General features: G+C 71.0%; 19 protein-coding genes. 12 read left to right on the top strand and 7 right to left on the bottom strand.

All coding sequences use genetic code 11. From position 1 onward, the window contains the following. The first annotated feature begins 7 nt into the window (after nt 1-7). Nucleotides 8-1,096: a serine hydrolase domain-containing protein gene (locus EKH77_RS22605; RefSeq protein ID WP_126916151.1), complete on the top strand. Its 1,089-nt coding sequence runs from the start codon at nt 8-10 to the stop codon at nt 1,094-1,096. A 14-nt stretch (nt 1,097-1,110) separates the two neighbouring features. Then, nucleotides 1,111-2,346, top strand: coding sequence for a serine hydrolase domain-containing protein (locus tag EKH77_RS22600; RefSeq protein WP_126916150.1), 1,236 nt, complete (start codon nt 1,111-1,113; stop codon nt 2,344-2,346). Here the strand turns inward: EKH77_RS22600 and EKH77_RS34395 are convergent. Beyond that, nucleotides 2,328-2,813, bottom strand: coding sequence for a DUF397 domain-containing protein (locus EKH77_RS34395; protein ID WP_126916149.1), 486 nt, complete (start codon nt 2,811-2,813; stop codon nt 2,328-2,330). The genes EKH77_RS22600 and EKH77_RS34395 overlap by 19 nt on opposite strands. 5 nt (nt 2,814-2,818) lie before the next feature. Next, on the bottom strand, nt 2,819-3,670 hold the full coding sequence (locus EKH77_RS22590) for a helix-turn-helix domain-containing protein (RefSeq protein ID WP_126916148.1): 852 nt from the start codon (nt 3,668-3,670) through the stop codon (nt 2,819-2,821). Between the two features lie 172 nt (nt 3,671-3,842). Between EKH77_RS22590 and EKH77_RS22585 the strand changes: the two genes are divergently transcribed. Next, nucleotides 3,843-4,301: an ATP-binding protein gene (locus EKH77_RS22585; protein WP_126916147.1), complete on the top strand. Its 459-nt coding sequence runs from the start codon at nt 3,843-3,845 to the stop codon at nt 4,299-4,301. Nucleotides 4,302-4,485: 184 nt separating this feature from the next. Here the strand turns inward: EKH77_RS22585 and EKH77_RS22580 are convergent, their stop codons facing one another. Continuing rightward, the gene (locus EKH77_RS22580; RefSeq protein ID WP_126916146.1) at nt 4,486-5,871 is read right to left on the bottom strand and encodes a cation:dicarboxylate symporter family transporter; all 1,386 of its coding nucleotides are present in this window, start codon (nt 5,869-5,871) and stop codon (nt 4,486-4,488) included. A 134-nt stretch (nt 5,872-6,005) separates the two neighbouring features. On the opposite strand from EKH77_RS22580, the gene EKH77_RS22575 reads away from it, so the two are divergent. The 4 genes from EKH77_RS22575 (at nt 6,006) to EKH77_RS22560 (ending at nt 10,716) form a co-directional block, all read left to right on the top strand. Next, on the top strand, nt 6,006-7,682 hold the full coding sequence (locus EKH77_RS22575; protein ID WP_126916145.1) for a sensor histidine kinase: 1,677 nt from the start codon (nt 6,006-6,008) through the stop codon (nt 7,680-7,682). Continuing rightward, complete coding sequence (locus EKH77_RS22570) at nt 7,679-8,410, top strand: response regulator (protein ID WP_126916144.1); 732 nt, start codon at nt 7,679-7,681, stop codon at nt 8,408-8,410. Before EKH77_RS22575 ends, EKH77_RS22570 begins: the two co-directional genes overlap by 4 nt. Nucleotides 8,411-8,488: 78 nt before the next feature. Then, nucleotides 8,489-9,853 carry an extracellular solute-binding protein gene (locus EKH77_RS22565; RefSeq protein ID WP_126916143.1) on the top strand — a complete coding sequence of 455 codons (1,365 nt, stop codon included), beginning with the start codon at nt 8,489-8,491 and terminating at the stop codon, nt 9,851-9,853. After that, nucleotides 9,850-10,716, top strand: coding sequence for a carbohydrate ABC transporter permease (locus EKH77_RS22560; RefSeq protein WP_126916142.1), 867 nt, complete (start codon nt 9,850-9,852; stop codon nt 10,714-10,716). The genes EKH77_RS22565 and EKH77_RS22560 overlap by 4 nt, the downstream gene beginning before the upstream one ends. Here the strand turns inward: EKH77_RS22560 and EKH77_RS22555 are convergent. Both EKH77_RS22555 and EKH77_RS22550 read right to left on the bottom strand, forming a co-directional pair. After that, nucleotides 10,713-11,192, bottom strand: coding sequence for a hypothetical protein (locus tag EKH77_RS22555; protein WP_126916141.1), 480 nt, complete (start codon nt 11,190-11,192; stop codon nt 10,713-10,715). The genes EKH77_RS22560 and EKH77_RS22555 overlap by 4 nt on opposite strands. Before the next feature lie 62 nt (nt 11,193-11,254). Next, the gene (locus EKH77_RS22550) at nt 11,255-12,046 is read right to left on the bottom strand and encodes a VOC family protein (protein WP_126916140.1); all 792 of its coding nucleotides are present in this window, start codon (nt 12,044-12,046) and stop codon (nt 11,255-11,257) included. 234 nt (nt 12,047-12,280) lie between these two features. On the opposite strand from EKH77_RS22550, the gene EKH77_RS22545 reads away from it, so the two are divergent. The 3 genes from EKH77_RS22545 to EKH77_RS22535 all read left to right on the top strand — a co-directional run bounded on the left by EKH77_RS22545 (nt 12,281) and on the right by EKH77_RS22535 (nt 14,150). After that, entirely contained in the window at nt 12,281-12,730 is a 450-nt protein-coding gene (locus tag EKH77_RS22545; RefSeq protein WP_126916139.1) for a CBS domain-containing protein, read from the top strand. 19 nt (nt 12,731-12,749) lie between these two features. Further along, the gene (locus EKH77_RS22540) at nt 12,750-13,172 is read left to right on the top strand and encodes a CBS domain-containing protein (RefSeq protein WP_126916138.1); all 423 of its coding nucleotides are present in this window, start codon (nt 12,750-12,752) and stop codon (nt 13,170-13,172) included. 144 nt (nt 13,173-13,316) lie between these two features. Continuing rightward, complete coding sequence (locus tag EKH77_RS22535) at nt 13,317-14,150, top strand: carbohydrate ABC transporter permease (RefSeq protein ID WP_126916137.1); 834 nt, start codon at nt 13,317-13,319, stop codon at nt 14,148-14,150. Between the two features lie 6 nt (nt 14,151-14,156). On the opposite strand, the gene EKH77_RS22530 is transcribed toward EKH77_RS22535, so the two are convergent. Next, nucleotides 14,157-14,555, bottom strand: a complete 399-nt coding sequence (locus EKH77_RS22530; protein ID WP_126916136.1) for a hypothetical protein — start codon at nt 14,553-14,555, stop codon at nt 14,157-14,159. Then, nucleotides 14,552-14,854, bottom strand: a complete 303-nt coding sequence (locus EKH77_RS22525; protein ID WP_126916135.1) for a hypothetical protein — start codon at nt 14,852-14,854, stop codon at nt 14,552-14,554. Before EKH77_RS22525 ends, EKH77_RS22530 begins: the two co-directional genes overlap by 4 nt. A gap of 230 nt (nt 14,855-15,084) precedes the next feature. Between EKH77_RS22525 and EKH77_RS22520 the strand changes: the two genes are divergently transcribed. Beyond that, complete coding sequence (locus EKH77_RS22520; protein ID WP_126916134.1) at nt 15,085-15,870, top strand: ABC transporter ATP-binding protein; 786 nt, start codon at nt 15,085-15,087, stop codon at nt 15,868-15,870. 34 nt (nt 15,871-15,904) lie between these two features. After that, entirely contained in the window at nt 15,905-18,439 is a 2,535-nt protein-coding gene (locus EKH77_RS22515) for an ABC transporter permease (protein WP_126916133.1), read from the top strand. The last annotated feature ends 159 nt before the right edge of the window (nt 18,440-18,598 follow it).

The following is an 18,598-nucleotide window of genomic DNA, read 5'->3' as shown; positions in this document are numbered from 1 at the left end:
ACCTTCCATGACCGACAGGGCCGAACTGCAGAAAGCTCTCCAGGAGTTCATCGATGCCGGCTTCGCCGGGATCCAGATGCGCGTGCACGACGAGCGGGGCGAATGGGTCGGCAGCGCCGGGGTGCGCGAACTGGGCGAGAGCGCCGAACCGCCGACGGACGGGCGGTTCTGGACGGGCAGCTCCACCAAGACGTTCACGGCGACGCTGGTGCTGCGCCTGGTGGCCGAGGGCAGGCTCGGGCTCGACGCCCCGGTGGCCGACCACCTGCCCGGACTCGAGCTGGACCGGCGGATCACCGCGCGGATGCTGCTGCAGCACACCAGCGGGTTGTTCAACTACACCGGCGAGTACTACGCCGACGGGACGTTCGCGCCGGGGATACCCGCCACGGGCAAGGAGTGGGTGGAAAACCGGTTCCACACCTACCGGCCGGAGGAACTGATACGGCTGGCGCTGTCCAAGCCGACACGGTTCGAGCCGGGAACGGACTGGAGCTACTCCAACACCAACTACACCCTCGCCCAGTTGCTGGTCGAGCAGGTCACCGGCCGCCCGTACGCCGAGGAGATGCGGCGACGGATCCTCCGGCCGCTCGGCCTGCACGACACCGTGGTGCCGGGCGCCTCACCGGACCTCCCAGGGCCGCACGCCCACGGCTACTACCGCTATCAGGACGGCGGTGAGTGGAAGACCGTCGACGTCACACGCCAGAACCTCTCGCTGCTACCCGCCGCCGGCGACATGATCTCGACCACTGAGGACCTCCACACGTTCTTCTCCGCGCTGATGAGCGGCAAGCTCCTGCCGGCTCCGCTCCTGGCCGAGATGCGCACGCCGCACCCCAAGAGCGGCGACTTCCACTACGGCCTCGGCCTCTTCGTCCAGGACCTCGGCCCGGACGGCGCCACCGTCTACCACCACAACGGCAGCCCGCCCGGCGGCTACGGCTCGCTCATGTACAGCACGCCCGACGGCGGCAAGACGCTCACCGCGTCGCTCACGACCGGGGACGCCGCGATCGACCCGGCACGGGAGTTCCCGAAGGCGCTGGACCGGCTCGTCAGGGCGGTGTTCTCACCACTTCCCGCCGCATGACAAGGAGATTCACGATGGGAAAAGGCACTAACGGCTTCTCCGAAGCAGGGCTGCGCAGGCTGCGCGAGGTGCTGGAACGGCATGTGGAGTCGGGGAGGATTCCCGGGCTCGTCGCCCTGGTCAGCCGGGGCGAGGAGACCCACGTCGAGGCGATCGGGACGATGCGCCACGAGGGCGGCGCGCCGATGCGCCGGGACACCATCTTCCGGATGGCCTCGACGACCAAGCCCGTCGCGGTCGCCGCGACGATGGTCCTGCTGGACGAGTGCCGACTGCGGCTGGACGACCCGATAGACCCGTGGCTGCCCGAACTCGCCGACCGGCGCGTGCTGAAGCGGGCCGACGGCCCGCTGGACGACACCGTGCCGGCGCGACGTCCGATCACCGTGCGGGACCTGCTCACCTCCACGTTCGGGCTCGGCCTGGACACGACGGCGATGGGCTCGCCGATGATGCGGGAGCTCTTCGCTCGGAAGGTTTACGGCGAGAACGGCTGGCTGTTGCCGGCGGTGGAGCCGGACGAGTGGATGCGCCGCCTGGGCACGCTTCCGCTGATGTACCAGCCCGGGGAGCGGTGGCTGTACAACGTCGGCGACGACGTGCTCGGGGTGCTGGTGGCCAGAGTCACGGGCCAGTCGTTCGAAACGTTCCTGCGCGAGCGCGTCTTCGCTCCGCTGGGCATGAAGGACACCGGCTTCCACGTGCCCGCCGACAAGATCGACCGGCTGCCGCCCCTGTACTCCCCCGATCCACGGACCGGGGAGTTCCACGTGGAGGACGAGGCGGCCGGGGGCCACCACAGCCGGCCCCCGGCGTTCCAGTCCGGCGGCGGCGGACTCGACTCCACCGTCGACGACTACCACGCGTACTTCCGGATGCTGCTCAACGGCGGTATGCACGGTACCGAACGGATCCTGTCCCGGCCCGCCGTCGAGCTGATGACCGGCAACCGCCTCCCTGCTGAGCAGCTCGCCGCGCGGGAAGCGCTGGCTCGCGACCTCGTCCACCTGTCTTACGGCCAGGGGCAACAGGGCGGCTGGGGCTTCGGGATGACGGTGCGGACGTATCGCGGCGACTACGCGCCCACCGGCCAGTTCGGCTGGGACGGCGGAGCGGGCACGACGACGTATGCCGACCCGCACAACGGGCTCGTCGGCATCCTGCTCACCCAGACCGGGATGTCCACGCCGGATTCGGCGCGGGCCATCCACGACTTCTGGACGACGCTCTATCAGGCGATCGACGACTGATCGGGCGCCGTCGCCTTCAGGGCGGCCAGGAGCGCCCGCAGGCGGGGCGGGGTGGTCGCGACGACGGTCGCGGGGGCGTCGCTCTCGCGGAGGGCGACACGGTCGCCGCGCCTGCGGAGTTCGACGCAGTCGTCGCGATCGCTCGAAAAGGACGACTTCTGCCATTCGATGAGCGCTGCGACGCTCCGGCTACGGGTCCGTAAGACCGTCGCCGGGGTGTCGCTCTCGCGGATGGCAATGCGGTCGTCGAAGCGGGCCAGCTCGACACAGTTGCCTTCCGAGTCGGTCGAGAACGACGACTTCTGCCACTCGATGAACGCCGCGACGCTCCGACCACGGGCCTGTAAGACCGTCGCCGGCGCGTCGCTCTCGCGGATGGCTACGCCTTGCGGCGATCGGGAGAATTCCAGGCAGTCGCTGGATTCGGTGGAGAACGAGGACTTCTGCCACTGGTTGTCCAACACCATCGGCCTCACATTTCCTTGATTACCTTGCGGACGAGATCGCGTGTCCGTTCAGGGCTCAGGGCGTATTTTTCCGTCTCGTCAAGGATGGCCCGGTAGTTGGCCACGTGAGCCTGGGCGTCGACCAGTGCGCTGCCTTCTGCTACATCGAGGTGGACCGTGTCTAGCTGCGGTACGGGGCCGACGGCGTACACCGTGGACAGGCCGGAGGTAGGAAAACCTCCGGCCGCGAGCGGAATCGCGCGGACGGTGATGTTCTCGCGCTCGGACTCCTCCAGAACGTGCTCCAGCTGCCTGGCCATGACTTTGAGGCCTCCGAGCTGCCTTCGCACAGCAGCCTCATGGATCAGGAAGGTGCAGACGAACGGCGGGTTCCGGTCGAGGACATCACGTCGTCGCATGCGAAAGGAGACTCGACGCCGGAGTTCCGTCGCGGTGTGCCTGGGAACAGCCGTGGCGAACACGGCCTTGGCGTAATCCTCCGTCTGCAGGAGGCCGGGCATGTGGATGATCTGCGCCGTCCGCAGCGCGACGGCATGATGTTCCAACTCGGCGATGGTCAGGTGCCCCGGCGGGAGCAGCTCTCGGTAAGCTTCCCACCACCCTTTGACCCTCTCCTCGGCCATCGCGGCCAGAGCATCGATAAGCCGCTGGTCGGCGCATCCGTAGATGCGTGCCATCGACCTGACGCGCTCGACGCTCACACCGAAGCGGCCTGCCTCGATGTTGCTGATGCCGGTCCTGGTGGTGCCCAGTCGTTCGGCTGCCTGTGGGGCGCTCAGGCCCGACTGCTCACGAAGCCTGCGTAGTTCAGCACCAAGTCGCTGTTGTCGTGCAGATGGTGTCGGTCTCGATGGCACGCCTGGTTCCCTCCCTGCCACACCCATGGTGCCACGCCGACACGAGCAGCCTCATCACCCGAACGAGTCACGCCAATCCGTAGAACCCGTTCGCCCACTGCTCTATGGTCCTGCCATGCGCCGAAGCAGGCTTACTGCTACGGCAGTTGCGCTCTCCGCCTGGAGGTAAACCATGGCCACCGCATCACTCCTCGCCCCCCGCACGGGAATCGACCCCCACCCCGGCGAACGGTACGAATTCACCGCCCCGGCGACCGCCACAACCGCCCGCGTCGCGCGCGAGTTCGTGACAGCGGTACTCGTCGCGGCGAATCGAAACCCGCTGATCGAGAACGCGCGGATCTGCGTGTCCGACACCGTCGCGAACGTCGTGCAGCACGCCCGCGTACCGGTGCTGTCCGTCGAGGTGACCGTGTACGGCGACCGGGTCGTCGTCGCCGTACGCGACGACGACCCGGTCCGGCGGCCGTACCGCCGGCAAGGGCAGGCCGCCGCGGGCGACGAGCGCGGCAGGGGCCTGGCGCTCGTGCGCGACCTCGCGTCCGCCTCCGGCGTGACGCTGGTCTGGGACGAGCTCGATGTCGTCGGCAAGCAGGTCTGGTTCGAACTCCGCGAGAGCGACCAGGCGTGAGCGAGGAAGAAATCAACGCCGACGCGGCGGGGGGAGGGTGGGGGGTGGGGATTGCCCCGGGCGGGGCCGGGGCCCTCCTCCCGCCGCGACGGCGGGGAACCCCCACGGCGCGGCCCGGCGGTGCCGTTCCGGGCCCGGGGGCCGCCGGTGGGGAGTGGCGGCCACGCCGTGGGGGTGGTCTGGGTCAGGCGGCCGCGACGGCCCCCTGTGCTGATGGCGCCGCGCCGTGTCCGGCGTCGGCCGCCAGGGACGTCTCCTCGAACGGCAGCCGCCCCGCGAGCACCTCGCGGGCGCGGGCGGTGTCGATCTCCTTCGTCCACGTGCCGATGAGGACGGTCGCCACCGCGTTGCCCGCGAAGTTCGTCATGGCGCGGGCCTCGCTCATGAAGCGGTCGATGCCGACGATCAGGCCGACGCCGTCAACCAGCTCCGGTCGGTGCGACTGCAGGCCGCCCGCCAGGGTGGCGAGGCCCGCGCCGGTCACACCCGCCGCGCCCTTCGAGGCGACGATCATGAACAGCAGGAGGGAGATCTGCTGGCTCACAGACAGCGGATTCCCCATCGCCTCGGCCACGAAAAGGGAGGACATCGTGAGGTAGATGGCCGTCCCGTCGAGGTTGAACGAGTACCCCGTCGGCACCGTGATGCCGACCACCGGCTTGCTGACGCCCAGGTGCTCCATCTTCGCGATCAGGCGCGGGAGCGCCGACTCCGACGAGGACGTCGACAGGATCAGCAAGAACTCCCGTCCCAGGTACTTCAGCAGGGCGAAGACGTTCACCCCCGCCACCAGCCGCAGCAGGCTCCCGAGCACCACGACGACGAAGATCAGGCACGTCACGTAGAAGCCGAGCATGATGACGGCCAGGGACTTCAGCGCGTCCATGCCCGTCGCCCCGACCAGCGCGGCGATGGCGCCGAACGCGCCCACCGGCGCCGCCCACATGATCATGGCGAGGATCCGGAAGACCAGCTTCTGGATGTGCCCGATCCCCCGCAGCACCGGCTCACCCACCGGGCCCATGGCCTGGAGCGCGAAACCCGTCAGCAGCGCCACGAGCAGCGTCTGCAGCACCTGGCCGCCGGTGAAGGCGGACACGATCGTGGTCGGGATGATGCCGAGCACGAAGTCCGACGTCGACTCGTGGGCGGCACCCTTGGCCTGGGCCTCGCCGGCGTGCCGGAGCGCGTCCGTGAGGTGCAGCCCGCTGCCCGGCTCCAGGATGTTGCCGACGACCAGGCCGATGGCCAGGGCCACCGTGGACATCAGCAGGAAGTACCCCAGCGCCAGTCCACCCACCGCGCCGACCTTGGCGGCCTTCCGCACGGACCCGATGCCGAGCACGATCGTGCAGAAGACGACCGGCGCGATCATCATCTTGATGAGGTTGACGAAGCCCGTGCCCAGCGGCTTGAGCTCCACCGCCACACCAGGCGCGGCGAAACCGACCACGACGCCGACGAGGACCGCGCCGATCACCGCGAGGTAGAGGTAGTGCGACCGGTCCCGATGGGCGGCCGACGTCTCGTCCGGCGGTGGTGGGGGTGGCTGCGCTGTCGGGGTGCTCACGGTGGGCTCCTCAAAGGTGATCGTGGGGTTCTCCCGAGGAAAGTGGGGTCCCGGAGACTATGCACGCCCCTGTGACGGTGGTCACCCTTATGTGCATTACGTTCACGAACCGGCCAACAGGCACACTGTCGGCCATGCGCACACCTCGCATCCGCCTCCCCCACAGCCTGGCCGGCCGGCTCTTCGCGACGCAGATCGCGCTGGTCGCCGCCGTGGTGGCCGGGTGCGCGGTCTTCGCGTACCTCGCCGACCGCGACCAGGCCCAGGAGTCCGCCCGCCGCCAGGTGACCGCGGCCGCCGTCGCCGTCGCCGCCTCCCCCGCCGTACAGACGGCCGTACGGGAGCGAGACCCGGCCGTCCACCTCCAGCCGTACGCCGAGCAGGTCCGCCGGGACACGGGCGTCGACTTTGTGACGATCATGAGCCCCGGCGGCGTCCGCTGGACCCACCCCGACCCGCTCCGCATCGGCGAGCGCTACCTCGGCCACACCGAGGCCGCCCTAGAGGGCCATACGTTCTCGGAGACGTACACGGGCACCCTCGGCCCGTCCGTGCGGACCGTCGCGCCCGTGCGGGACGAGGACGGCCGGGTCACCGGGCTCGTCAGCGCGGGCATCACCGTCGACGCGATCAGCGCCCAGGTCCGCGACCAGATCCTGGTGTTCCTCGGTGTGGCCCTGACCGTGCTGGCGTTCGGCGGCGCCGGGACGTATCTGCTGATCGCCCGGCTGCGCCGGGACACCCACGGCATGAACGCCGCCGAGCTCGCCCGGATGCGCGACTACCACGAGGCCGCGCTGCGCGCGGTCCGCGAGGGGCTGCTGATGCTCGACGGGCGGCACCGGGTGGCGCTCGTCAACGACGGCGGCCGGGAACTCCTCGGCCTGCGCGGGGACGTCGTCGGCCTGCCCGTGACCGAGCTGGGTCTGCCGCCGTCGCTGACGGAGGCCCTGCTCGCCCCCGGGCCGCGCGTCGACGAGGTGCACCTGACCGACGAACGGGTCGTCGTCCTCAACACCTCACCGGTGGCCGGCGGGGAGCGGCACGGCACGGTGGTGACCCTGCGCGACCACACCGAACTCCAGGCGCTCTCGGGCGAGCTGGACTCCGTGCGCGGCTTCGCCGAGGCGCTGCGATCGCAGGCGCACGAGGCCGCGAACCGGCTGCACGCCGTCGTCTCGCTCATCGAACTGGGCCGCGCGGACGAGGCCGTGGAGTTCGCCACGGCGGAACTCGAGCTCGCCCAGGCCCTGACCGACCGGGTCGTCGCCGCCGTCGCCGAGCCGGTGCTCGCCGCGCTGCTGCTGGGCAAGGCCGCCCAGGCCAACGAGCACGGCGTGGAGCTCGTCCTCACCGAGGACAGCCGCGTCGACGACGGGCTGCTGCCGCCCGACCTGTCCGCCCGCGACCTGGTGACGATGCTGGGCAACCTGATCGACAACGCGGTGGACGCCTCCTGCGCGAGCGGCGCCCGGCCGCCCCGGGTCACCGTCACCGTCCGGGCGGACGGTGCCGAACTCCTCCTGCGCGTCGGCGACACGGGCCCGGGCGTACCACCGGAGGCGGCCGACGAGATCTTCCGCCGCGGCTGGTCGACGAAGACGACACCGTCAGGAAGCGGAACCCCTGGCGGAGCCCCCGGGGGAACCCTCGCGGGAACCGGCCGTGGTCTCGGTCTCGCCCTCGTCCGCCAGGCCGCCCGCCGCAACGCCGGCACCGTCGCCCTGGCCGACGCCCCCGCCGGCGGGGCCGAGTTCACCGTCCGGCTGCCGCTTCAGCACGTCCGCACCACCGAAGGAGTCCCCGTATGACCACTGTGAGACCGGCGGGTCCGGACGTCCCTGTGAGCCCGCCGCAGACGATCCGGGTGCTGATCGTCGAGGACGACCCCGTCGCCGCCGACGCCCACGCGCTGTACGTGGGCCGGGTGCCGGGGTTCACGGTCGCGGGGGTGACCCACTCGCGCGGGGACGCCTCGCAGTTCCTCAAGCGGACGCCGGTCGACCTGCTGCTGCTCGACATGTACCTCCCCGACGGCCACGGCCTCCAGCTCCTGCGGTCGCTGCGCGCCGCCGGGCACACGGCGGACGTCATCGCGGTGACGTCCGCGCGCGACCTCGCGGTCGTCCGGGAGGGCGTCTCGCTGGGCGTCGTGCAGTACGTGCTCAAGCCCTTCACCTTCGCCACCCTCCGCGACCGCCTCACCCGGTACGCGGAGTTCCGCGCTGCCGCCGGCGAGGCGAGCGGCCAGGAGGAGGTGGACCGCGCCCTCGCCGCCCTGCGCGCCCCGCAGCCCGCCGCGCTGCCGAAGGGGCTGGCCGGGGACACCCTCCAGGCGGTCATCGACAACGTCCGGGCGGCCGGTTCGGCGGGGGTCTCCTCGGGCGAGACCGCCACCGCCGTGGGCGTCTCGCGGATCACGGCCCGGCGCTATCTGGAGCACCTCGTGGACACCGGCCGCGCCGTCCGCGCCCCGCAGTACGGGCAGATCGGCCGGCCCGAACTCCGCTACCGCTGGCTGGCGTCCACGCCACGCTGAAAGGGTTCCGCAGGGCGGCCCGGGGAACGCAGTACTCGACGAACGCAGCACTCGACAGGTGCCGTAGGAGGTCGAGCCGTGCGCCCCACCACCCCCGTACGCCTCATCGCCCTCACCGCTCTCGCCGCCACCTCCGTGGTGGCGTGCGGGAGCGGTTCCGGCGACGACGACCCGGACACGGTCAAGGTCGCCTACCAGCGCAGCACGGACAACAAGGTCCGGATCATGGATACCTACCTCGCCATGATCAAGAGGCGGTTCGAGCAGGAGAACCCCGGGAAGAAGCTGCGACTGCTGCCCGTCCAGGCCTCGCTGGAGGACTACTACACCAAGATCCAGCAGATGATGCGGTCCGCGAAGACCGCCCCGGACGTCGTCCGCGAGGACACCTTCCTCATCAACTCCGACATCACCAGCGGCTATCTGAGACCCCTGGACGACAAGCTGGCCGGCTGGAAGGACTGGGACCGCTTCGTGCCGGCCGCGAAGGCGTCCGCGCGGGGCGTGGACGGGAAGACGTACGGGGTGCCGGACGGCACCGACACCCGCGCCCTGTGGTTCAACAAGGAGATCTTCGCCAAGGCCGGGCTCCCCGCCGACTGGCGGCCCCGCACCTGGAACGACGTCCTCGACGCCGCCCGCGCCGTCAAGCGCGCCGTCCCCGGTGTCACCCCCCTCAACGTCTACACCGGCAAGGGCGCCGGCGAGGCCGCGACGATGCAGGGCTTCGAGATGCTGCTGTACGGCACGGGCCCGGACCCGCTGTACGAACCGGCGACCCGGAAATGGGTCGCGGGGAGCAAGGGCTTCCGCGACTCCCTGGACTTCGTCCGCACCGTCTACTCCGAGAAGCTCGGCCCGGACCCCTCCGACGCGCTCGACCCCAACATCTCCACCCATGTCGCCACCGACTGGCTCCCCGCCGGCAAGCTCGCCATCGACCTCGACGGGAACTGGCTCGGCAAGTACTGGACCGCCTCCGGCGCGAAGCCCTGGCCCCGCTGGACGACGGTCATGGGCCGTACCGCCTTCCCCACCCAGGACGGCCGCGACCCGGGCCGGGTGAGCCTCTCCGGCGGCTGGACGTGGTCGATCGGCGCCAAGTCGGCGAAGGCCGATCTCGCCTGGCGGGCCATCGCGTTCATGCAGACGCCGGACAACGCGACGGAGTGGACCGTGCGCGACGGCCAGATCGCCGTCCGGGACGACGTGGGCGCCACCGCGAAGTACCGCTCGTCCATGCCGGGCGTCGGCTTCTTCACCGACCTGGTCAAGGACACCCACTGGCGGCCCGCCCTGCCCGTCTACCCCCGGGTGTCGAACGCCATCCAGGAGGCCATGGAGTCCGTCACGACGGGCGACGCCGACGCGGCGAAGGCGGCGCGGGCCTACGACGAACGGCTGCGGTCGATCGTGGGCGGCCCGGGTGTGACGACCCGATGACCTCACCCACTCGACGGGTGGCGCGCTGGCTCCCCCTCGCCCCGGCCACGACCCTGCTCCTCCTCTTCCTGGCGGGCCCGGTCGCGTACTGCGTCTGGCTCGCCTTCACCGACACCCAGCTGACGGGCCAGGCCACCGCGTCCTTCGTCGGACTGGCCAACTTCCGCCGGGCGTTCGGGGATCCGGACTTCCGCAACGCGGTGGTGCTGACGCTCGTCTTCACCGTGGTTTCCTCCCTTCTCGGGCAGAACTCATTGGGATTCGCGCTGGCCGCGCTGATGCGGCATGCGTCGAAGGCCGTCCGGACGGCGACGGGCACGGTCGTGGTCACGGCCTGGGTCGTCCCGGAGATCGTCGCGGGGTTCCTGCTGTACACGTTCTTCAACCGGCGCGGCACGCTCAACGCGGTGCTGGAGCTGCTCCATCTCCCGCAGCAGAACTGGCTGTTCACGCTGCCGATCCTGGCGGTGTCGTTCGCGAACGTCTGGCGTGGCACGGCGTTCTCGATGCTGGTCTACTCGGCGGCGCTGGCGGAGATCCCGCAGGACGTGACGGAGGCGGCGGAGGTCGACGGCGCGCGCGGCCTCCGCCGCCTCTGGCACATCACGCTGCCGCTGCTGCGGCGCTCGATCGGCACGAACCTCATGCTCAACACCTTGCAGACGCTGTCGGTCTTCGGCCTGATCTGGGCGATGACGCGCGGCGGCCCGGGGAACCGCAGCCAGACGCTGCCGGTGTTCATGTACGACCAGGCGTTCCTGAAGTCGCTGATCGGCTACGGCACGGCGGTGGCGCTGTTGCTGCTGGTGGTGGGGGCGCTGTTCGCGGCGGTGTACGTGCGGCTGCTGCGGGAGGAGGTCTAGCGGATGACGTCAGGGCCGTCGTAGTAGCGCTCGTCGGCGACGAGGACGGAGGTGAAGCACACGGGCAGGCCGTCGCGCTCGCGCGGGACCTCCTGCGAGGTCATCCGCGTGAACCCCAGGGTCACGCCGGGGATGCTGGTGTACTCCTCGTCGGGGTCCTCGACCGTCCAGCCCCGGGCGGCCGCGCGGCGCAGCACGTCCCGGGCGGGGGTGGTGAAGACGTCGTCGCCGTCGAGGAGGACGCGCGTGCTCGACGTACGGCCCTCGCCCGGCCACCACAGCTCGAGGGCCGTGACCCGGTCGCGCTTCTCCAGCAGCACCTGGAAGCCGATGCCGTCCAGGCTCGTGGAGATGAGCCCCTCGCGGGCGGTCCGCGGCGCCCCGAATGCCTTGGTGACGGCGGCGAGGGCCTCGGCGTAGGTCATGCCGAGCCGCACGGGCGCGACGCCGTGCGGCGGGTCGAGTACGAGATCCATGAGGGGGAAGAATACTGTCCTGACCAGCGCGGACGTCATGCCGCGGACGTCATGCCGCGGGGCTAGGCCGCCACCTGGATCGGCGGGTTCGGCTTGATGACGGCGTAGGGCGCCCCGAAGGGGTCCGTGAGCCAGGCCATGCGGCCGACGTCGGGGACGTCGGAGGCGGGCATCAGCACCGACCCGCCGGCGCCCTGGGTGTTGGTGACGACCTCGTCGACGTCGGTGACCGAGAAATAGGGGATCCAGCGGGGGACCTCCGACTCGTCCCGCAGGGGGACGACGCCGCCGAAGGAGGCGTCCTGCTGGTCGCCCTCCGCCGTGGAGAGGACCGTGTACGTCATGCCGGGGACCTTCATGTCCTCGGAGCGCCAGCCGAAGATGCCCCGGTAGAAGGCCTTGGCGGCGGTGGGGTCGCCGGTGTGGAGCTCGGCCCAGCACAGGGCGCCTTCCTCGGACGCCTTCTCCAGGCCGGCGACGGCGGCGGGCTGCCAGACGGCGAACTCCGCGCCGCCCGGGTCGGTGAAGCAGCCCATCCGCCCGGCCTCCATCACGTCGAACGGCGCCACGCGGACCGTGCCGCCGCCCTGCTCGACGGCCTTGGCCGTGGCCTCGGCGTCGGGCGTCCGGAAGTAGACCGTCCACGCGGAGCTCGCGCCCTCGTCGGTGAGGGGGCCGAGGGCGGCGACGGTGCTGCCGCCGAGCTTGAAGAAGCCGTATCCCCCGGACTCGGGGCCGGCCGACTCGAAGGCCCAGTCGAAGACCCGGCCGTAGTAGGCGGCGGCCGCGTCCGTATCGGGGCTGCCGAGGTCGAGCCAGTTGGGGGCGCCGGTGACAAAGTTCGTGGTGAGCATGGTGGCGTGCTCCTTCGGGACTCCGGGAGACCTCCACCGGGTTTCCCCGGCCGGATCCCAGTCTCGCACCGGCCACTGACACGCGCCCGGGGAGCGGCGGGGCCGCGCGGTGCGGGGCCGCGCCTCACCCGAACGGAGCAGCCCTCCGATGGCCGGGCGGCGCGGCGAGGGAGAGGATGGAGGTGCCGGGCGCACCGGCCGGTCGTGCCCGGAGCGACGAAGGGAGTTTCGGTCATGGCCCGTACCACCGGCGGACGACCGCTCACCTGCCGCGACATCATGCACGAGGGTGTGCGGTGCGTCGGAGCGCACGAGTCCCTCTTCGAGGCCGCGAAGCTGATGCGTGAACTGGGCGTCGGCTCGCTGCCCATCTGCGGCGACGACAACCGGCTCAAGGGCCTGGTCACCGACCGCGACATCGTCGTGGAGTGCGTGGCCACCGGGCGCGACCCGGCGTCCGTGGAGGCCGGGGCCCTGGGCGGCGCGCTGCACTGGATCGCGGCGGACGCGAACGCCGCCGAGGCGCTGGAGGCCATGGAGATCCACCGGATCAAACGGCTCCCCGTGATCGACGTGGCGGACGGCCACCGTCTGATCGGCATGATCAGCGAGTCGGAGCTCGCCAAGAACCTCACGGACGAGCAGATCGCGGAGTTCGCGGGACGGGTCTACGCGGCCCCCTGACGACTGGAGGCTGGTCATCATGACCAGAGCCAAGGACATCATGCACGAGGGCGCCCAGTGGATCACGCGTGACGAAACGCTGACCCGGGCCGCCCAGGTGATGCAGATGCTCGACGTGGGCGCCCTGCCCGTCAGCGACGACAACGGGCGGATGTGCGGCATCATCACCGACCGGGACATCGTGGTGAAGTGCCTCGCCCAGGGAGGGAACCCGGACAGGGCCACGGCGGGCGACCTCTGCGAGGGGACACCACGGTGGATCGACGCGAACGCGGAGGTGGAGGACGTGCTGCACGAGATGGAGAGCCACAAGATCCGCCGACTGCCGGTCATCGAGAACAAGCGGCTGGTCGGCATGATCAGCGAGGCGGACGTGGCCCGGCACCTGCCGGACAACCAGGTCGCCGAGTTCGCGGGGATGATCTACTCGACGGCGAAGTGACCGGTGCGGCGCGCGGCCCCGGGCCGCCGTCCTCGTAGCCCCGGCCCGGGGGCGGGCACGCCCTCTGCTGCTCGGCCCGTGGTGCGCGCTACGCTCCGAGCGGCTGACGCGCGCGGAGCCGCGCGCGTCGCGCACGGAGGTGCCATGCGCCCGTCCACCCGCCGCTTCCGTCACCGGCTGGCCGCCGACGCGGCGCTGCTCGTGCTGCTGGCGGCCTTCGCCGCCCCGCTCGTCTGGCTGCTGCTGGCCTCCGTCGACGCCGAGGCCGGGCTGCGGGTGCGGATGCCGACCGGGCCGACGGCGGAGAACTTCTCCGCCGTCCTCACCGACGAGATCACCTTCACGCCCATGCTCAACAGCCTGCTGCTGTGCGGCGGGGCGACCCTGATCACGATCGTGTGCGCCGCGCTCGCCGCGTACCCGCTCTCGCGTCACCGCTCGCGCTTCACCAGGCCCTATCTGCTCGGCGTGCTCTTCGCGACATGCCTGCCGATCACGGCGGTCATGGTGCCGGTGTACGGGCTGTTCGTCCGGATCGACCTCATCGACACGATCCAGGGCACCGCGCTCTTCCTCGCGACCGCGCAACTCCCCTTCGCCATCTGGCTGATGAAGAACTTCATGGACGGCGTGCCGGTCGCCCTCGAAGAGGCGGCGTGGACGGACGGCGCGGGCCGCTTCCAGACGCTCGTACGCGTCATCCTGCCGCTGATGGGCCCGGGCCTCGCGGTCGTCACCATCTACTGCTTCATCATGATGTGGGGCAACTTCTTCGTCCCCTTCATGCTGCTGCTCACCCCGGACCAGCTGCCCGCGTCCGTCAGCATCTTCACGTTCTTCGGGAACTACGGCCAGGTGGCCTACGGCCAGCTCGCGGCCTTCTCGATCCTCTACTCGACGCCCGTCGTCCTGCTGTACGCCCTCATCGCCCGCCGCCTGGGCGGCGGCTTCGCGCTGGGCGGGGCGGTGAAGGGGTGACGGCGATCAGTAGAAGCCCAGCATGCCGGGCGAGTCGATGTCCACGGTGACCACACCGGGCGGGTAGGCGTCCTCCTGGCCGGTCAACAGGATGGACATGCCGGTGAATTCGGCTCTCGGCAGGGCGCAGTAGAGGGCGTGGCAGGTGTCGGGGCCGCCGTAGCCGTCGCGGATCATCGTGCCCACGGTGACGGAGGCGACGGTGTCGAGAGGGTCCACGACGACGGAAGAGTACGAGAGCGCTTGACGGGAGGCGTTCTCCCCGTCCGCTTCGGCCTGCATGAGACACAGCGCGGGAATGATCAGGCAGTCGCCAGGTGTGCGGGCCATATTGCCCGCGAGCATGTTCAGCGTCTTGTGGCCTCGGAAGACCGCCCTGACCGCGCTGGTGTCAAGGATGATCACGCAGCGGCTCCCCGGTCCGCCCTGGTGTTTCCGGCGGCTCGGGCCTTCTCGGCGGCGATCTTGTAGATGTTGCCGAGGATGTCGGGCGCCTGGTCGAACTCCTCGTCGCTGATGTCGATGCCGATCAGCCTGCGCGCGTGTTCACGGTCGGCCGCGAGCCGCTCCGCCCGCTGCGCGGCAGTCGGCTGCTCGGCGGCCAGCGCCTCGACCAGCTGGCCGAGGGTGATCCCGCGTTCCTTGGCGAGCTCCGCGAGATGATCGCGGGTCTCTCGTGTGACTTGAATCGTCGTGACGGCCATGGTTGCACCGTAGACCGCCCACGGCGATGAACGCGAGCCCCTTCACCCCCACGGGTTCCCGCTGCATCCCCGGGATGACCCCGTCCGTCTGAAGTACTACGTGCCCGTGCCGCCACGGGACCCGAGACCGACGCCGCATTCCGGTCGTTGGGCTGACGTTTCGCGGGTGGGCCGCGCCAAGAATTGGAGGTGCTGATTCCCCCTTTACCCCACCCCTCCGGAGGAGACCCGTGTCCCACACGGCCGCTTACGCCGTCCCCCGCTCGCCCGCCGGCGGTGCCGTCGCCGCTCGTGCCACCGGGCTGAGCAAGGTCTACGGGCAGGGCGAGACCCGGGTGGCCGCCCTGGACTCGGTGTCCGTGGAGTTCCGGCGTGCCGAGTTCACCGCGATCATGGGGCCGTCCGGTTCCGGGAAGTCGACGCTGATGCACTGCATGGCGGGCCTGGACTCCATCTCCTCGGGCTCCGCCCGGATCGGGGACGTCGAGCTCGGCTCGCTCGGGGACCGGCAGCTCACCCGGCTGCGCCGGGACCGCGTGGGCTTCGTCTTCCAGGCGTTCAACCTGCTGCCCACGCTCTCCGCGCTGGAGAACATCACGCTGCCGCTGGACATCGCGGGCCGCAAGCCCGATCCCGAGTGGCTCCAGCGGATCGTCACCACGCTGGGCCTGTCCGGGCGGCTCGCGCACCGGCCGAGCCAGTTGTCCGGCGGGCAGCAGCAGCGCGTGGCCGTGGCCCGGGCGCTGACCGCCAAGCCCGAGATCGTCTTCGCCGACGAGCCCACCGGCAATCTCGACTCCCGCTCCGGCGCCGAGCTGCTGGGCTTCCTGCGCGAGTCCGTCCAGGCGCTCCGGCAGACGATCGTCATGGTCACCCACGACCCCGTCGCCGCCTCCTACGCGGACCGCGTGGTCTTCCTGGCCGACGGGCGGATCGTCGACGAGATCCACGCGCCCACCGCCGATGCCGTCCTCGACCGGATGAAGGCGTTCGACGCCAAGGGCCGTACCAACTGATCATCGCCGGATCCGAACCCCAGGACTGAACCCCATGTTCCGTACCGCCCTGCGCAATCTCCTCGCGCACAAGACCCGGCTGATGATGACCGCCCTCGCGGTCCTCCTCGGCACCGCCTTCGTCTCCGGCACCCTCGTCTTCAGCGACTCCGTCGGCGGCGCCTACCGCGACCGGCTGTCCAAGAGCCTCGACGACGTCGCCGTCTCCGTGACGGCGGGCGGCCCCAGCACCGACCCCAAAAACCAGCAGGCCCTCGACGCCGCGATGGTCAAGCGGATAGCCGCCCTCCCCGGCGTGGCCTCCGTACGGCCGTCCGTCAGCGGCATGCCGATGATCGCCGACCGGCACGGCGACCCCGTCGGCGGCGACTGGGGCAGCGACGGCGACAACTACGTCCCCGGCAAGGACGGCAAGGACAGCCGCTACCCGCTCGTCAAGGGCCGCGGCCCCGCCGCCGAGGGCGAGATCGCCCTGGACGCGAAGACCGCCGGGAAGGCCGGCGTCGCGCTCGGCGGCACCGTGCGGCTGGCCGTCGACGGCCCGGTCATGACCAAGAAGCTCGTCGGGATCGTCAAGACCGACAACCCCCGCGTGAGCGCGGGCGCCGGCCTGGCGCTCTTCGACACCGCGACCGCGCAGAAGCTCTTCGGCAAGCCCGGCGAGTTCACCGAGCTCGTCGTCTCCGCGACCCCCGGCACCGACCAGACCGCGCTCACCGCGAAGGTCCGCGCGACGCTGCCGAAGACCTTCGAGGCCCGCAGCGGCCAGGAACTCGCCGCCACCCAGGCGAAGATGATCGACGAGCAGACCAGCTCGATCCGCAAGACCCTGCTGATCTTCGCGGGCATCTCCCTCTTCGTCGGCGTCTTCATCATCGCCAACACCTTCACCATGCTGATCGCCCAGCGCACCCGTGAGATCGCGCTGCTGCGCGCCGTGGGCGCCTCCCGCCGCCAGGTGGTGCGTTCGGTGCTGATCGAGGCCGGGCTGCTGGGCCTGGTCGCCTCCGCCCTGGGCTTCGTCCTCGGCATCGGTGTGGCCACCGGTCTCCACCCGGTGCTCAACGGGACCGGCGCGAGCCTGCCCGACGGGCCGCTGGTCATCAAGCCCTCGGCCGTGCTGTCCGCCCTCGGGGTGGGCGTCGTGGTGACCGTGCTCGCCGCGTGGCTGCCGTCCCGCAAGGCCGCGCGGATCGCCCCCGTAGAGGCGCTGGCCTCCGTCGACCAGGCACCGGCCGCCCGGAGCCTCGTGCTGCGCAACTCCCTCGGCGCGGCGCTCACCGCCCTGGGCGTGGGAGTCATGCTGTACGTCACGAGGTTCAAGGACAGCGGCGGCATCAACTACGCGATGGCGGGCTCGGCGCTCACCCTCGCCGGCCTGATCGTCCTGGCCCCGCTGCTCTCCCGCCCGCTGGTGCGGCTCTTCGGCCGCCTCGCGATCCGGCTCCACGGCGTCAGCGGCAAGCTCGCCCGGGAGAACGCCCTGCGCAACCCGCGCCGCACCGCCGCCACCGCCTCCGCGCTGATGATCGGCCTCACCCTGATCACCGGCCTGACCGTGGGCGCCGTCTCGGCGGACCGGGGCATGTCCACGATGGGCGCCCCGGACATGACCGCGGACTACAAGGTCAGCTCCACCAGCTACCTCGGCCTCTCCCCCGAGATCGCCAAGACGCTCGCCGGGCAGCCCGGCGTCGCGGCGGCCGTGCCGCTGCGGACGGCCGGCTTCCAGTCGGACGCGAACGGGGGGATGGTCACGGCGACGGACGTGACAGCCCTCGGCAAGGTGCTCGACGTCCGCGTCGTCGGCGGCTCGCTCACCGGCGTCCGGGGCACGACCGGCGTCGCCGTCTCCGACAAGTTCGCGAAGGACCACCGGCTGACGGTGGGATCCTCGCTGCCGATGGCGTTCTTCGACGGCGGGAAGGCCACCCCGCGCGTCGTGGCCGTCTACAAGGACAACGACATCCTGTCCTCCGTCCTCGCCGCCCCCGCCCTCGTCGACCCGCACCAGGAGAAGGCGCGCGACTCCCAGGTGCTGGTCAAGGCCGCCCCGGGCAAGGCGGGGGACCTCGCCGAGAAGATCAAGGAGACGCTCGGCAAGAACCCCTTGATCAAGGTCCAGAGCCAGGACGACCTGCGCCGCCACGAGGCCGGGAGCATCGACGACATCCTCTACCTGATGTACGGGCTGCTGGGCATGGCCGTCGTCATCGCCGTCGTCGGCGTCGTCAACACCCTGGCCATGTCGGTCTTCGAGCGGACCCGGGAGATCGGGATGCTGCGCGCGATCGGCCTGGACCGGCGCGAGGTCAAGCGGATGGTCCGGCTGGAGTCCGTGATGATCGCGATGTTCGGCGCGGTGCTGGGCGTCGGAGCCGGTGTCTTCCTGGCCTGGTCGACCGGCCACCTGCTGCGCTCGTCCTTCCCGCAGTACGAGATGGTCGTGCCGTGGGGCCGCATCGCGGTGTTCCTGCTGCTGGCCCTCGCGGTCGGGGTGCTGGCCGCGGTCTGGCCGGCCCGCCGGGCGGCGAAGCTCGACACGCTGGAGGCGATCGGGGCGCAGTGAGCCCCGGGACCCCACGACCGAGGGCCCCCTTCCGACCTGGTCGGAAGGGGGCCCTCGACGTACAGCGCCCCGAAGGGGCGCGGGGAACTGCGCGATCGGCCGACGACGGCCCGCAGCCGCCACGCCACCCCGGGGTCCGGGCAATCTGCGGGCCGCCTG

The sequence above is a fragment of the Streptomyces luteoverticillatus genome, from assembly GCF_003970715.1.
In the GTDB taxonomy this organism is placed as follows: Bacteria; Actinomycetota; Actinomycetes; order Streptomycetales; family Streptomycetaceae; genus Streptomyces; species Streptomyces abikoensis.
Note: the sequence above shows the minus strand (reverse complement) of the source record. Positions and strands in the feature narration are given on the sequence as shown.